Source organism: Pseudomonas sp. GW821-FHT09C08 (assembly GCF_059418125.1).
Map to the genome: position 1 here is coordinate 1 of NZ_JBWKPG010000001.1, position 14493 is coordinate 14493.

At 60.8% G+C, this 14493-nt stretch carries 13 protein-coding genes; 3 read left to right on the top strand and 10 right to left on the bottom strand.

Annotated elements, in window-relative coordinates:
• Together AC07OJ_RS00005 and AC07OJ_RS00010 are read right to left on the bottom strand one after the other, a co-directional pair.
• The coding region (locus AC07OJ_RS00005; protein WP_495094251.1) for a DUF6531 domain-containing protein at positions 1-2156 on the bottom strand (2156 nt) is incomplete at its 3' end.
• A gap of 254 nt (positions 2157-2410) precedes the next feature.
• Entirely contained in the window at positions 2411-3025 is a 615-nt protein-coding gene (locus AC07OJ_RS00010) for a LysE family transporter (protein ID WP_315420338.1), read from the bottom strand.
• A gap of 146 nt (positions 3026-3171) precedes the next feature.
• Here AC07OJ_RS00010 and AC07OJ_RS00015 point away from each other — a divergent pair, with 146 nt between their 5' ends.
• Entirely contained in the window at positions 3172-4257 is a 1086-nt protein-coding gene (locus tag AC07OJ_RS00015; RefSeq protein ID WP_495093617.1) for a DUF1615 domain-containing protein, read from the top strand.
• Between the two features lie 502 nt (positions 4258-4759).
• On the opposite strand, the gene AC07OJ_RS00020 is transcribed toward AC07OJ_RS00015, so the two are convergent.
• A complete protein-coding gene (locus tag AC07OJ_RS00020) occupies positions 4760-5578 on the bottom strand; it encodes a DUF4349 domain-containing protein (RefSeq protein WP_495093618.1) in 819 nt (272 codons plus the stop codon).
• Positions 5579-5734: 156 nt separating this feature from the next.
• Between AC07OJ_RS00020 and AC07OJ_RS00025 the strand changes: the two genes are divergently transcribed.
• Positions 5735-6151, top strand: a complete 417-nt coding sequence (locus AC07OJ_RS00025; protein WP_065905546.1) for a PaaI family thioesterase — start codon at positions 5735-5737, stop codon at positions 6149-6151.
• Between the two features lie 185 nt (positions 6152-6336).
• Here the strand turns inward: AC07OJ_RS00025 and AC07OJ_RS00030 are convergent, their stop codons facing one another.
• Genes AC07OJ_RS00030 through AC07OJ_RS00040 form a run of 3 tightly spaced genes read right to left on the bottom strand, consistent with a single transcriptional unit; the run spans position 6337 to position 8923 of the window.
• Positions 6337-7518, bottom strand: a complete 1182-nt coding sequence (locus tag AC07OJ_RS00030) for an acetyl-CoA C-acetyltransferase (protein WP_495093619.1) — start codon at positions 7516-7518, stop codon at positions 6337-6339.
• An 11-nt stretch (positions 7519-7529) separates the two neighbouring features.
• Positions 7530-8189 (bottom strand): CoA transferase subunit B, encoded by a 660-nt coding sequence (locus tag AC07OJ_RS00035; RefSeq protein ID WP_003211625.1) that lies wholly within the window; start codon positions 8187-8189, stop codon positions 7530-7532.
• A 35-nt stretch (positions 8190-8224) separates the two neighbouring features.
• The gene (locus AC07OJ_RS00040) at positions 8225-8923 is read right to left on the bottom strand and encodes a CoA transferase subunit A (protein WP_495093620.1); all 699 of its coding nucleotides are present in this window, start codon (positions 8921-8923) and stop codon (positions 8225-8227) included.
• Positions 8924-9112: 189 nt separating this feature from the next.
• Here AC07OJ_RS00040 and AC07OJ_RS00045 point away from each other — a divergent pair, with 189 nt between their 5' ends.
• Positions 9113-10012: a LysR family transcriptional regulator gene (locus AC07OJ_RS00045; protein ID WP_065905549.1), complete on the top strand. Its 900-nt coding sequence runs from the start codon at positions 9113-9115 to the stop codon at positions 10010-10012.
• A gap of 143 nt (positions 10013-10155) precedes the next feature.
• Here the strand turns inward: AC07OJ_RS00045 and AC07OJ_RS00050 are convergent, their stop codons facing one another.
• From AC07OJ_RS00050 to AC07OJ_RS00065, 4 genes are all read right to left on the bottom strand, one after another.
• The gene (locus AC07OJ_RS00050; protein ID WP_065905550.1) at positions 10156-10485 is read right to left on the bottom strand and encodes a hypothetical protein; all 330 of its coding nucleotides are present in this window, start codon (positions 10483-10485) and stop codon (positions 10156-10158) included.
• Between the two features lie 516 nt (positions 10486-11001).
• Positions 11002-11847 carry an NAD-dependent protein deacetylase gene (locus tag AC07OJ_RS00055; protein ID WP_282397282.1) on the bottom strand — a complete coding sequence of 282 codons (846 nt, stop codon included), beginning with the start codon at positions 11845-11847 and terminating at the stop codon, positions 11002-11004.
• Between the two features lie 8 nt (positions 11848-11855).
• Positions 11856-12296 carry a CBS domain-containing protein gene (locus AC07OJ_RS00060; protein WP_065905552.1) on the bottom strand — a complete coding sequence of 147 codons (441 nt, stop codon included), beginning with the start codon at positions 12294-12296 and terminating at the stop codon, positions 11856-11858.
• A gap of 132 nt (positions 12297-12428) precedes the next feature.
• Positions 12429-14378, bottom strand: a complete 1950-nt coding sequence (locus tag AC07OJ_RS00065; protein WP_495093621.1) for a DNA topoisomerase III — start codon at positions 14376-14378, stop codon at positions 12429-12431.
• Between the last annotated feature and the right edge of the window lie 115 nt (positions 14379-14493).

Consider the following 14493-nt stretch of genomic DNA (forward strand, 5'->3'; position numbering starts at 1 on the left):
TGCTCGACCGTCAACCGGCCTTTGTCGTCGTAGGATCTGAAATGCTCGGCACCATCTGGATCAATGCGCTGCACCAGCCGCGCCCGCTGGTCATGCACGTAGATTTCCTGGCTGCCATCAGCGTTAAACACCGTGACCTGCCCGTGGTCATCCCAGGCATAACGCGTATCCATCTGCGAAAAGCTCGCCCAGTGGCGGACACAGCGCGCGGCCTTGCCAGCGCGTTCCCACGCCCAGAAAAAACTCGCGCCACCGGCCAACTGCCGCTCAAGAATGACGTGCTGATCGTCATACCGATAAACCTCGCGTTCGCCGACGGCATTGGTCGCCGAGACCAGCCGGCCCAGGTCGTCATAGGCGTAGGAAACAACGTTGTGCTCGGTCATCCACTCGAAAGGACCGTGGCCCTTGGCGCGCTGGATCTGGTAGTCCACCGCCACGATGCGACCCAACTCATAACGCAGGAGCAGCGAACGCCCGACACCGTTATCCAGCCGCTCAATGCGCCCCAAAAGATCCCGGGCAATGCGCAGCCGGTTGTCATACGCATCGCTGATCGCGGTCAGTATGCCGTCACGAAAGTGGTAAAAGCGCGACGCCTGGGCCAACACCAGCTCATCGGGCAACGTCCCCAGGTAAATCGCTGCTTCAGCCAGGCTATTGGTGATTGCTGGGCGAGAAACAGATGGCAAGGGCAGGGTGGTCGAGCGGTTTTCATGATCGGTCCACACCACCGAATCACCGGAAACACTCAGCCGATGCGCCAACGAATGACTCCAGCCAAACCCCAACCCGCCATCCACTTCGACCGCGCTGGTGCGGTACAAGCGGCTCCACTCAAACGGCAAGACTCCATCCAACGTGCCATCGGTGAGAGTGAGCAATTCCTCGCCAGTCACCATCGACACCGGACAGCCGTTAGTGGCGGTCTTATCCGCAGGCGCCGCCGAGTCCCCGTTTGGATTCTTGCCAGCAGCAGGCACATCGTCGACATGCTCCTGCCGAACCAACGTCGTCCGCTGCGTCTTGCCGCGAACCGCCGGCACCGGGTTGGAAACCAGCTGATCCCCAGCCTTCAACGGCACATCCGGAATCACCTTGATCGGCGTCGCTGCGCTCCTCAGCAACAACGGTTTGGCCGCCTCGACATGGCCCTGCACACGAGATTTCCCAAATTGCCTGGCCACCTGTTTGAACCACTGGCGCGCACGACGAGACTTGATGCCGTCCAGGACCTTGGCGCTCATGCCGATCGCCACGCCCATCGCACCGGTGGCGAGGGCCAGCAGCAGGTTGATCAGCACTTCGGCGCTGATTTCCCCGAGCAATTCGTTCATGTACGGCGGCGGCATCATCCGCATCCAACTGACCAATACCGACAAGTAAATGAACAGCAGCGGCTCATCGCTGAGCACCAAAATGCCTTTTGCGAGGATTTCGGCGCTGACGTTCAGGAGCTTTTCGAGTTCGGCGCGGGACAGGTAATGCAGCAGCTTCTCGGCGTTGGCAAGCGGGTCCATAAGCCACTGAAGCAGCTGCTTGAGGGAATCCCAGAGTTCATACAGCGCATTGCCAAATCCCCGGGCGTAGGCTCGGTGCAGCATCAGGTAGCGCTTGAGGAAATTGGCCTCGGAGTAGTTCGCCCACAGCGGTGCAAACGTGGCGTCCCACTCGCTGCGCAGCCAGCCCTCCAGCGGCCCGATGACCGACTGATAGGAGGCATACAGCGCCTTGAAATGCTCTTGGGAGACGTTGGGGTAGAAGCTGATGCGGTACCGCTGGTTACGATCGCACTCGGTAACTTCCAGAATGCCGCTGGGCCCGATGGTTTTATGGATGGGCGCCCCCAGCGGGCCGCCGTTTGGGTCGATACGCTGCAACATCACGGGCGTATTGCCGATGGGCACGAACCTCGAACTCTGGAACATGTGCACCAGCGTCAAGGTGCCGTTGGCCTGGCACGCGGCGACGGTACTGCTGGGAAGGATCGAACGGTTGATCGGCGCGACAAGCGCCACCTCACGGCCGACCTTGAATACCTGCTCGACATCCAGCGCCGAAGAGCTGAGGAAGCTTTGCGCCAAGGTTTCGTAGGAATTGAGGCAGCGCCTGAAGTCGCTGAGCACGGCTTCGACGTCACGCGTCTTGGCATCCATGGCCGTCAGCAGCAGGAGGCCGATGGTTTGGCTGGTGGCGTTGATCAAGGCGCACCCACCAAAACGGCGGGGCTATCGAAAAAAAACATCTGCAATCCCTCGCACTGTGTGATCAGGCGAGGGACTTTGCAGCGGTTTTTAAGTGATATCTGTAGTGCTTATCCGGCATTGGGGTGGGGCGTTTCAGCAAACATTGTCTGCTTGTGCCCAAGCGCCCAGTGGCTGGCTGGGCGCCCCCACGATCCAGCCAGTGTTCAGCGTTGTGCGAACGCCAAATTCAACCCCAACCCTGCAAAGGCTGCTGCAAAACTGCGGCGCAGCCAATTCTGCACGCGTGGCGATTCGATGACTGCGCGGCGAAATCCATTGGCCAGCAGTCCGTAGAGCACAAACACCGCAAACGTCATCGCCATGAATACGCCGCTCAGCACCAGCATTTGCAAGGCCGGCGCGGTGCTGCCGGGGGTGACGAACTGTGGCAGGAAGGCCAGGAAGAAAATCGTCAGTTTGGGGTTGAGAATGTTCAGCAGGAAACCGCGAATGATCAGGCTGCGCAGGGTGGCAACGATGGGCGTGTCATTCATGGCGAAGGCCGAGCGGTCACGCCAGGTGGCGTAGGCCAGATACAGCAGGTAGGCCACGCCGGCGTATTTGAGTACTTCGAACGCCAGTGCGCTGGTGTGCAGCAGCGCGGAAAGCCCGAGTATGGAAGCCAGCAAGTGCGGGAGGATTCCCGCCGTGCAGCCCAGCGCAGCGAAGACGCTGGCGCGTTTGCCGGCGGTGAGGCCGGTGGAGACGGTGAAGATCACGCCGGTGCCGGGAATCAGCACGACGATCAGGCAGGTGACGAGGAAATTCAAGCTCAGCATGGCATTCAAACTCCTTGTACGAATGGTCGATGACAGATCCTGTCACGTTTGTCTTTTGCTGGCGAGTGCAGCAGGGCGGCGAACGCCGGATAGACTTACCTGTCGATATCAGCGCTAGCTGGCCCATTGTCGTTCAAGGAAGTCCCATGTCCGCATCCCGACTGATCCTGTGCCTCACCACGCTCCTGGTGCTGGCCGGTTGCTCTACAACGCGCGCCCCGCAACAGCCGCAGCGCAGCGAGGCCGAGGTGAAGGCGCAGATCGTGCGCCTGCTGCCGGCAACCGCGAAGGACCGTAACGGCTGGGCCCAAGATATCTACACGGCCTTTGATACCCAGAAGATCTACCCCAGCACGGAGAACATTTGCGCCGTGCTGGCGGTGACCGAGCAGGAGTCCACTTATCAGGTCGACCCGCCGGTGCCGAACATGGGCAAGATCGCCCAGGATGAAATCCTGCGCCGTGCCGGCAAGGTGCACGTGCCGGCCTTTGTGGTGCGCAGCGCCTTGCAACTGACTTCGCCCACCGGCAAGACCTACGCAGAACGCCTGAGTGGCGCGCGCACCGAGAAAGACCTCAGCGGCATCTTTGATGATTTCATCAGCGTGGTGCCCCTGGGCAACACGCTGTTTGGTGGCTTCAATCCAGTGCACACCGCAGGCCCCATGCAGGTGAGCATCGATTTTGCGCAGAAACAGGCGCGAGGTTATCCCTACACGGTGGATGGCACGATTCGTCGCGAAGTGTTCACCCGGCGCGGCGGCATGTACTTCGGCATCGCCCATTTGCTCGGTTATCCGGTGAATTACGATCAGCCGCTGTACCGTTTTGCCGACTTCAATGCCGGCTGGTACGCCAGTCGCAACGCCGCGTTTCAAGCGGCGGTCAGCCGTGTCACCGGCACCGAATTGACCTTGGATGGGGATTTGATTCGTTACGGCTCGTTGCTACCCGGCAGCACCGAGCTGGCGGTGCGCTCTCTCGGCGCGAAGCTGGATATGCGCAACCCCAGCATCCGCAGCCAACTTGAGCAAGGCGAGCAGTTGGATTTTGAAGACACCACCCTTTACAAGCGCGTGTTTGCCCTGGCTGATCAGGCTGCCGGCAAACCGCTGCCGCGGGCGATCCTGCCGGGCATTGTGCTCAAGAGCCCGAAGATCACCCGCAACCTGACGACGGCGTGGTTTGCCAACCGGGTCGATGAGCGCTATCAGCGCTGCATGAAGCGCTGATAGCGACCCAGTGGCAAGTGGACCTGTTGTGATCGGCCCTGCAGTAATAGGCCCTGTGGCGAGCGGCCCTGTGGTGAGCGGCCCTGTGGTGAGCGGCTCTGTGGTGAGCGGGCTTGCCCCGCGTTGGGCTGCGCAGCAGCCCCAAAACAGGCACCGCGTGATAACTGAAAAACCGCATTTTGCTTGATGGGGCTGCTGCGCAGCCCAACGCGGGGCAAGCCCGCTCGCCACAAGAGCCTGACCAGACACAAGAGACTGACCAACCACAAGAGGCTGACTTGCAACAAGAGCCTGACCAGCCACAAGAGGCTGACTTGAAACAAGAGGCTGACCAGCCACAAGAGGCTGACTTGCAACAAGAGACTGACTTGCAACAAGAGCCTGACCAGCCACAAGAGGCTGACTTGCAAGAGCCTGATTTGCCACAAGAGACTGACCAACCATAAGAGCCTGACTAGCAAAAAGAACCAGGCCTGCCACGAGGTCCTTCTGCCACAAGCGGTCAGCTGTTCACAGAAGGCCGATCTGCCACCTTGGATCTTCTCGCCACGACCAACCGTCGCCACAGCCATACCCACAACCACAGCACGGGGAACGCCAGGACTATGAAGGGCAGCACATAACTGGCGCGTTCCAGTGCATCGGCAGTGCCGTCGACCAGGTTGTCGCCCAGGTTGCTGAACATCCGGCTGAAGCGTGACGCCTGGTTCGCGCCGTCGGAGGAGCGGAAGTTCAAGGTGACGCGGTTGGTATCGAGGCGGCGTTGCTGGCCCGCGGCGACTTGGGCCAGTGCCTGCAGTTCGTTTTCGATGCCGGCCTGCTCCTTGCTCAAGGCAATCAAGTCACTGACGGTAATGTCCTTGCGCTTGGCCAATTCGTCGAGGCGTTGCTGCTGGGCTTGGAGGCGGTCCTGGCGGCGTTGCACATCGGCGACAGCGTTGGCCAGGTCTTCGGCAGTGGTGATGCGTTGGCCGAGCTTTCCGCCTTCCGCGGCCAGGGCCACCATCGGTTCCACGCCGGTCGGCGCGATGCGCAGGATGATTTCGCCACCGTTGCCGTCTTCGGTGATTCCCAGAATATTGCAGGCGCCAAAGCGAGCCGACTCACAGGCTTCGCGGGTGGCCTGCATGCGCGGTGCGAGCAGGGCGCCGGGCAGCGCCAGGGTCAACTCATGTTCATAGGCCAATTGTGCGCCGGCCCGGCCTTGCTCGCCGTTGATCACGTTGGCGCGGGAGTGATCCTTGGGCGAGCAGCCGACCAGGGCCAGGCCGGCCAGCAAAATCCATAAAAGCGCGTGAGGTTTGCCGTCCAGATGGCGCATTGCAATTCCTTGGGGTGTGCGGGGAAATTGACCGCGATTAAAGCCGGTCTGGCGGATTAACGCAAAGCATCGCGCAGGATTTGCGTAGCTGATGGTGATGGCTGCTGCGCGGGCGCTGGCGTACACCTCAGGTCTTATTCCAAGGAAGAATCCGCCATGATCAGCCACGCCGTCCCCGAAGGTTTCGTCTCGTTGCCCCGCAGCAGCCCGCTGCTGGATTTGCTCGGCCCGGCATACTGCCGAGGTGAAGGCCTGCAGCTGGAAATCGGCCTGCGGGCCGACAATCGTCACGCCAATGGACGTGGCACCGTGCACGGCGGGGTGTTGGCGACCCTGGCGGATATCGGCATGGGTTACGCGATGGCATTCTCCAGTGAGCCGCCGCTGCCGCTGATTACCGCGAGCATGACCCTGGACTACCTGGGCGCGGTGCAGGTAGGGGAGTGGATTGTGGTGCGCTTGGAACATCACAAGCGTGGACGGCAGATGGCGTTTGCCACGGTGAGTCTGCAGGTTGGGGAGAAGGTGGTGGCGCGGGCGAACGCGGTGTTTGCGGTGCCCCGTACGGACTGACAATCGGGGATGATGAGGGGGCGCGGGCACGTCAGCGCCTACCGTTTTTGCATTAAAGAAAAGGCCGGGCTTTTCGTGGAGCCCGGCCGTTTCCGTGTTGCTCTTATCAGCGTGGGCTGCCGTGCAGCTCAATGGGAGCAAGCTCTTCTTGCCACCGCGGGCGGTTTCCCCCGTTGCTGTTTGAATCAGCTGCGTTCGAGGGCGAGGGCTACGCCTTGGCCACCACCGATGCACAGCGTCGCCAGGCCTTTCTTGGCATCGCGCTTGATCATTTCATGCAGCAGGGTCACCAGCACGCGGCAGCCTGAGGCGCCGATCGGGTGGCCGATGGCAATGGCGCCGCCGTTGACGTTGACCTTGTCCGCGTCCCACTCCAGCTCTTTGCCCACTGCCAGCGATTGCGCGGCAAAGGCTTCGTTGGCTTCGATCAGATCCAGGGCGCCCAGGCTCCAGCCGGCTTTGTCCAGGCAGCGGCGCGTGGCCGATACCGGGCCGATGCCCATGATCGCCGGATCGACGCCGGCATTCGCATAGCTGGCAATGCGCGCCAGCACGGGCAGGCCGAGGGCCTTGGCTTTGTCGGCACTCATCAGCAGCACCGCAGCGGCGCCGTCGTTGAGGCTGGAGGCGTTGCCGGCAGTGACGCTGCCGTCTTTCTTGAACGCCGGCTTGAGTTTGGCCAGGGACTCGGCTGTGGTGCCGGCGCGCGGCTGCTCGTCCACGGCGAAGGCAATCGGGTCGCCTTTGCGCTGGGGAATCAGGATCGGCGTGATCTCATCGACAAAACGCCCGGCCTCGATGGCTGCCGCAGCTTTTTGCTGGGACGCGGCGGCAAAGGCATCCTGGGCTTCACGGCTGATGCCATACTTGTCCACCAGGTTCTCGGCGGTGATGCCCATGTGGTAGTCGTTGAACGCGTCCCACAGGCCGTCGGTGATCATGCTGTCGATCATCTTGGCGTGGCCCATGCGCAAACCGGTGCGCGCGGCAGGCAATACGTACGGGGCCAGGCTCATGTTCTCCATGCCGCCGGCGATGATCACCTCGGCATCACCACAGCGGATAGCCTGGGCGCCCAAGTGCAAGGCCTTGAGGCCCGAACCGCAGACTTTGTTCAGGGTCAGGCTGGGTACGGCGTGTGGCAGGCCGGCGAGGATCGAGGCCTGGCGCGCCGGGTTCTGGCCGCTGCCTGCGGTGAGCACCTGGCCGAGAATCACTTCATCCACTTCTGCAGGATCCAAGCCGGTCTGCTCCAGCAGGCGACGGATCACGGCGGCGCCCAGTTCCGGAGCCGGGATGTTCGCAAGCGAACCTTGAAAGCTGCCCACGGCGGTGCGGGTGGCAGCAACAATCACGACGTCTTGCATGGAATCTGTCCTCACTGGAAGTGCATTTCTGGAACGTGGTCCGGGACGATCAGTTTACCGGCGGTCTTGCTCACAATCTCTTCAACGCTGACGCCAGGTGCGCGTTCCTTGAGGACAAAAGCGCCATTTTCGATTTCCAGGTACGCAAGATCGGTGAGCACACGCTTGATGCAGTTGGCGCCGGTCAGCGGCAGGCTGCACTGGCTGAGCAACTTGGACTCACCGTCCTTGGACGCGTGGGTCATGATCACGATGATGTTTTCCGCACCGGCCACCAGATCCATGGCGCCGCCCATGCCCTTGACCAGCTTGCCGGGGATCATCCACGAGGCGATGTTGCCTTGTACGTCGACTTCAAACGCGCCAAGCACGGTGAGGTCGACGTGGCCGCCGCGGATCATGGCGAACGATTCGGCGGAGGAGAAGATCGACGCGCCGATACGCGCGGTCACGGTTTGTTTACCGGCGTTGATCATGTCGGCATCGATTGTTTCTTCGGTAGGAAACGGTCCCATGCCCAGCAGGCCGTTTTCCGATTGCAGCATCACTTCCATGCCTTCGGGAATGTAGTTGGCCACCAGGGTCGGAATGCCGATGCCCAGGTTGACGTAGAAACCGTCCTGCATTTCGCGGGCGACACGTTGAGCCATTTGTTCGCGGGTAAGTGCCATTTTTATGAGTCCTTATTGTTCGGGCTGGGGGCAGATTATTTGCGGACGGTGCGCTGTTCGATGCGCTTCTCGAAGGTGCCGCAGATGATCCGGTCGACGTAGATGCCAGGAGTGTGGATCTGCGCCGGGTCCAGCTCGCCCGGTTCGACGATTTCTTCCACTTCGACCACGGTGATCTTGCCGGCGGTGGCGGCCAGCGGGTTGAAGTTCTGGGCGGTGTGGCGATAGATGACGTTGCCTAAGTGGTCGGCTTTCCAGCCTTTGACGATGGCGAAGTCGCCGGTGATGGATTCTTCCATCAGATACGGACGGCCGTTGAATTCGCGGGTTTCCTTGCCTTCGGCAACCGGCGTGCCGACACCGGTGGCGGTGAAGAAGGCCGGGATGCCGGCGCCGCCTGCGCGCATTTTTTCGGCGAGGGTGCCTTGGGGGGTCAGCACCACTTCGATTTCGCCGCTGAGCAATTGCTTCTCGAACAGCGCGTTTTCACCGACGTAGGAGGCGATGACCTTGCTGATCTGCTTTTCTTCCAGCAGTACGCCCAGGCCAAAACCATCGACGCCGCAGTTGTTGGAAACCACGGTGAGGTCGCGGGTGCCTTTGCGCTTGATCTCGGCGATGAGGTTTTCCGGAATGCCGCACAGGCCAAAACCACCGGAGAGCACGGTCATGCCGTCTTCCAGGCCTGCCAGTGCTTCCTCGTAGGACGCCACGCGTTTATCGAAACCTGCCATATGCACCTCTATTATTGTTTGTGGGCCAGCCAATGAACCGAGTGTTGCGCCGACGGATTGATTTGTTAAGTTGTTTTTTTAGGTTGATTGATTTAGAAAACAGCACAATAAGCTTCAGTCCGTAAGCTTCAAGCATAGTCAGCGGCCGCTTTCACTTGCAGCTTTCATCTCGTCACTTGGAACGTTCCTATGACCGTCAAACAAATGCGTGCGTTTCTCGCCGTGGCCCAGACCCTGAGTTTTGCCGCCGCCTGCGAGCGGTTGCACCTCTCCCAGTCGGCGCTGAGCCTGACCATCAAGGGGTTGGAAGAAGGGCTGGGCGGGCGATTGTTCAGCCGCAATACCCGTAACGTCGCGCTGACCCCGGAAGGTGAATCCCTGCTGCCCTTGGCCCGCCGATTGATTGCCGATTGGGACAATACCGAAGATGAATTGCGCCAACGCTTCACCTTGCAGCGCGGGCGCGTGACGGTGGCGGCGATGCCGTCGTTCGCCGGCAACCTGTTGCCGCCGATCCTGAAGATATTCCGCGCGCGTTACCCGCAGGTGAACGTGACGGTGCATGACCTGATCAACGAGCAGGTCCTGGAGATGGTGCGAGATCGGCAGGTGGAGTTGGGGGTGGCGTTCGAGCCAGCCGAAGAAACATCGCTGGCGTTCACGCCGTTGTACCTGGATCGCTTCATCGCCGTGGTGCCCGCCGATTCGCCCTTGGCGCATGTGGCTGACGTCGACTGGAAAACCCTTTTGCAACACCCATTCATTACCCTGCAGCGCCCGTCCACAGTGCGCGTGATGCTGGAAGAACACTTGGGCGCCCTGCAGATGAAACTGCCCGTGGCGTTGGAAAGCCATCAATTGGCGACCGTAGGCAAGATGGTTGCCAATGGCCTGGGGGTCAGCGCCGTGCCTGCGTTATGTGCGGGGCAGATGGAAGAGGCGGGCGCCCATTGCATCACCTTGCACGGTCCGGTAATCGAGCGGCCGATTGGGGTGCTGACCAAACCGGGGCATGAACTGTCGGCGGCGGCGCAGGTGCTGTTTGATATTTTCTGCGATGAAGCGGCGAAAGGGCGATTTCCGCTATAGCCCCTGCAGCAACCGGCTTGCCAGCAGCGGTGTAATCAACAAAGCATCGCCGGCACGCCGGTTCCCACAGTTAACAAGATAACGATGGCAATAAAAAAGTCCGCTCGGCGAACCGGGCGGACTTAATGTGTTAATTAGTTTTATCAGCAGTATTTATCAATCACTTTAACCTGCGATTGGCCTTTGAGGTTCTGCCATTCGGTATTAAGTGTATGGAACACTTGCTCGATAAAGTTGCGATCGGCCGCGGCTTTCTTGCCGACATAACCCTGGCCGCGGCGGTACATCTTCAGGCGCGCCGCCAGTTCACGGTTATTACGGTCGAACTCGGCTTCTTCGGTGTGGGGCGCCAGGCAGTCAATTTGCACTTCGCCCGATTTGCCAATCCACAGGATATGGTCGTCGAGTGTGTCTTTCTGCGCTGCGAACATCTCAGCCAATTCATCGATAGTTGGTTGGTTGTTCAGATTCATGTGTAAGCCCCTTGACCAGTTGGCGATCTATCAGTTGATTCCGTTAAAACTGCTTAGTTGTCTCCGGCTTCAAAAACCGGGCGTCAGTGACGGTCTGCCGAATACGGGCAGGGTCTTGAACCTGATGCATGTAGTCTTGCTGATGAACTGCTACGCAATGGTTTCATAACGAAGACAAGCAGCGTTTGAGCTCCTTGTACCGATCCTTCCGGGCCGGTCAGCTTCATCAATCTGCCTTGTGGGCAGTGCACATCCGGAAAAAACAGCTCGGCGGTCAGACGAGCTTGTTCAAAACACGTGTTACCCACGCTCCCGATCCGGGAGACGTCTAGATCATGCAAGGACAAAAACGTTACGTCAACGGTTATGTAGTGATTTTTTTAAAGCACTACATAAATCCCTGTGAGGACGGGAGAATCCCGGAAAACGTGACTTGGGCGTCATTTTTTGGAGGGGTGGGTCGTCGATCCGAGGGAATGAAATGGGGGCGCAGCCGTGTAGGAGCGGGCATAGGGGTTATCTCAAACGGTCAGCCAACAGAGGCAACAACTGCTCGCACGACGCCTCGATCTTCACCTGCAACAGCTCATCCCCACGGGTCTTGCCCAGGTTGATGGCAATCACGGGCTTGCCGTGTTCAACCATCGCCTTGCAGAGGCGAAATGCCGAATAGGCCATCAGTGACGAGCCCACTACCAGCAAGCCTTCTGCTTGCTCGACCGCCGCCATCGCCCTGGCTGCAGTTGCCGGGGCGACGTTTTCGCCAAAGAACACCACGTCCGGCTTCAGCCGTTCACCGGTGCAGTGAGGGCAGTGGGGCACCTGGAAGTGTTCTTCAAACGTCGGGTCGAGGAGGGTGTCACCGTCTGGCGCTTGTACCGCATGCACCTGCGCAAGGTAGGGGTTATCGATTTCCATCTGCCGCTGGATCACATCGCGCGTGCTGCGCAGTTGGCAATCCAGGCACAGCACCCGGTGCAGGCTGCCGTGCAGCTCGATCACGTCATGGCTGCCGGCTTGGTCATGCAGGGTGTCGACGTTTTGCGTGATCAGCCCGCTGATGCGCTGGCGTTGCTGCAGGTTCGCCAGTGCCAGGTGAGCCTTGTTCGGCTGCGCAATGCGCACCCTCGGCCAGCCCAGCATCGCCCGCGCCCAATAACGGCGTCGTGCCTGTGGGGTGGCGAGGAATTCCTGATACATCATTGGGGCCTTGCCCCGACGTACACCTTCACTGTCGCGGTAGTCGGGGATCCCCGATGAGGTGCTGATCCCCGCCCCGGTCAGTACCAGGAAACGCCGGTCGGCCATGGCCCGGTACAAGGTGTCGAGGTGGTCTTCTTGATGTTCCAGCGTGTCGAGCATGGGTTCCCCTATTCGCCGCGAATGTACTGCTCCAGCTGCTTGATCAGGTCGGCCTGTTCGGCGATGGCTTCCTTGACCAGGTCGCCGATGGACAGCAGGCCCAGCAGTTTGCCGCCTTCGACCACGGGCAGGTGGCGCAGGTGACTGTCGGTCATGATGTTCATGCATTCCTCGACACTTTTGTGGGTGTCGACCGTTATCACCGGGGAACTCATGACTTCATCGACCCGTGTGGTGACCGACGACAGGCCCTTGAGGATGAGTTTGCGTGCGTAATCGCGCTCGCTGATGATCCCGACCACCGCGCCTTCCTTGACGACCGGCAAGGCGCCGACGTTTTTCTCCGACATCCGCACCAGCGCTTCAAACACGGTGTGGTCCCATTGGATAGTGTGCACGTCCTGGTTTTTCTGATCCTTGGCTTTGAGCACTTGTGCGACGGTTTTCATGGCGGCCACTCCGGTGTTGTTGTTAGGAAGTCAGCGGGTCCCCTACAGAATCCTAGACCGCCTACGCCGGAGCAAGGTCCAAAGCGGCGTTAAACCCGTCGAAAAACGTCATTCGCCGGTTTTTTTCGGTGTTTACCCGGTATTAGTCGACTTTTTGCTGCGCTTGGGGGCGGCCGTAGTCTTGCGAGGCGCGTTTTTTCGCTTCTTTTTCCACGGGGTAGCACCCCGGCCTGCCGGGCTTGCTGGCCCGGTTATGGTCATGCGCATGCCGTTGCAGCGTGCCACTTGCTTGCTCATCCAGGCCGCTTGCTTGGCAACGAATTCCTCCAGGCTCATTTCACCGCTTTGCACCATGTCCAGCGCCTGTTCCCAGATCGCGGTGGTACCAGGGTCGGCAATCGCCCGTGGCACCGCATCGATCAGGCTGAACGCAGCGGGGGTGGCAGATAGCGCCTTGCCGTTTTTCAGCAGATAACCCCGGTCCAGCAACCCCTGAATGATCCCGGCGCGGGTGGCCTCGGTGCCGATCCCGGTGGTGTCCTTGAGCTTTTGCTTGAGCAGCGGGTCTTCCACCAGCTTGGCGACGTTTTTCATCGCCTTGATCAGGTCGCCCTCGGTAAAGGGCTTGGGCGGCTGGGTCCACAGGTCCTTGAGGTTGACCTTGGCCACCGCGTAGTCCTGCCCCTGCACCAGCGTCGGCAACGCCTGCGGTGCCGGTGCCTCGCGGCCCTTTGCCGGGGCCAGGGCTTCGGGCAGGGCGCGTTTCCAGCCTGGCTCGATCACCACTTTGCCCACCGCGCGTAGAGCCTGGCCGGCACAGTCAAAATCGGCCTGGGTGCGATCGTACTCATGGTTGGGCAGGAACTGCGCCAGGTAGCGCGCGCGTATCAGGGTGTAGACCGCACGGTGCTTGCCGGTCAGTTGGCCGGCATCCTTGCCCGCACCAGTGGGAATGATGCCGTGGTGCGCGCTGACCTTGGCATCGTTCCACGCCCGCGAACGGCGCTGCGGGTCGATATGCGGCATCAACGCATCCACCGCCGCATCGGCACGGCCCAGCGCGGCGAGGATCTTCGGTGCCTCGCTGTGCTGGCTGAGTGGCAGATAGCCGCAGTCGCTGCGCGGGTAGGTGATGGCCTTGTGGGTTTCGTAGAGCGATTGCGCGATATCCAGGGTTTCCTGGGCGCCGAGACCGAGCTTCTTCGAGCAGATCTCCTGCAGGGTACCGAGGTCGAAGGGCAGGGGCGCGACCTCGCGCATGCGCTCGGTGCGCAGCTTCACCAGCCGCGCACTGGCGGCGTCGGTCATGGCGTCGGCGGCTTCGCGAGCCAATTGCGGGTTGAGGCAGCGGCCCTGGTCGTCACAGGCATCTTCGGCCGCGCGCCATTGGGCGGTGAAGGTCATGCGCTCATGGCGCAGGTCGACATCGATGGCCCAGTACGCCACCGGTACGAAGTCGGCGATGCTGCGGTCGCGGTCGACCACCAGGCGCAAGGTCGGCGTTTGCACACGGCCTACCGGCAACACACCTTGATAGCCGGACTGGCGCCCCAGCAGGGTAAACAGGCGACTCATGTTCATGCCGATCAACCAGTCGGCGCGCGAACGGCCCAGGGCCGAGTGGTACAGGCTGAAGGTTTCGGCCCCGGGCTTGAGCGCCGCCAACGCCTTGCGAATCGAGGCATCGTCGAGCGCCGACAGCCACAACCGCTGGATCGGCCCGCGATAGCGGCAATGCTCCACCAGTTCGCGGGCAATCATTTCGCCCTCGCGGTCGGCGTCGGTAGCGATCACCAGTTCCTGGGCTTCCCCCAGCAGGCGCTTGACCGCCTTGAACTGGCTGGCGGTCTTGGGCTTGACCTGCATCTTCCATTTTTCCGGGACGATCGGCAGGTCAGCCAGCACCCAGCGCTTGTATTTGGCGTCGTAGGCGTCGGGCGGGGCGGTTTCCAGCAGGTGGCCGATGCACCAGGTGACTGTGACCCCGTTGCCCAGCCAGCACCCGTCGCCGCGCCGGCTGGCGCCGAGCACGGCCGCAATGTCCTTGGCCTGGGAAGGTTTTTCACAGAGGTAAAGCCGCATGCTCAGCCCATTCGTTACACAGTTGAATGGGGAGCAGGATGGGCAAAAGAAGGGATTTGATCAACTGTTATCTGGATGGATATACAGCAATTTGTGTGCGCCCCCGCCCGTCCAG

Coding starts and splice junctions, on each gene's coding strand:
- AC07OJ_RS00030 (WP_495093619.1), bottom strand. CDS start 7,518: ATGCAAGACGTCGTGATTGTTGCTGCCACCCGCACCGCCGTGGGCAGC.
- AC07OJ_RS00035 (WP_003211625.1), bottom strand. CDS start 8,189: ATGGCACTTACCCGCGAACAAATGGCTCAACGTGTCGCCCGCGAAATG.
- AC07OJ_RS00020 (WP_495093618.1), bottom strand. CDS start 5,578: ATGCGCCATCTGGACGGCAAACCTCACGCGCTTTTATGGATTTTGCTG.
- AC07OJ_RS00055 (WP_282397282.1), bottom strand. CDS start 11,847: ATGCTCGACACGCTGGAACATCAAGAAGACCACCTCGACACCTTGTAC.
- AC07OJ_RS00040 (WP_495093620.1), bottom strand. CDS start 8,923: ATGGCAGGTTTCGATAAACGCGTGGCGTCCTACGAGGAAGCACTGGCA.
- AC07OJ_RS00050 (WP_065905550.1), bottom strand. CDS start 10,485: ATGAATCTGAACAACCAACCAACTATCGATGAATTGGCTGAGATGTTC.
- AC07OJ_RS00015 (WP_495093617.1), top strand. CDS start 3,172: ATGTCCGCATCCCGACTGATCCTGTGCCTCACCACGCTCCTGGTGCTG.
- AC07OJ_RS00065 (WP_495093621.1), bottom strand. CDS start 14,378: ATGCGGCTTTACCTCTGTGAAAAACCTTCCCAGGCCAAGGACATTGCG.
- AC07OJ_RS00010 (WP_315420338.1), bottom strand. CDS start 3,025: ATGCTGAGCTTGAATTTCCTCGTCACCTGCCTGATCGTCGTGCTGATT.
- AC07OJ_RS00025 (WP_065905546.1), top strand. CDS start 5,735: ATGATCAGCCACGCCGTCCCCGAAGGTTTCGTCTCGTTGCCCCGCAGC.
- AC07OJ_RS00045 (WP_065905549.1), top strand. CDS start 9,113: ATGACCGTCAAACAAATGCGTGCGTTTCTCGCCGTGGCCCAGACCCTG.
- AC07OJ_RS00060 (WP_065905552.1), bottom strand. CDS start 12,296: ATGAAAACCGTCGCACAAGTGCTCAAAGCCAAGGATCAGAAAAACCAG.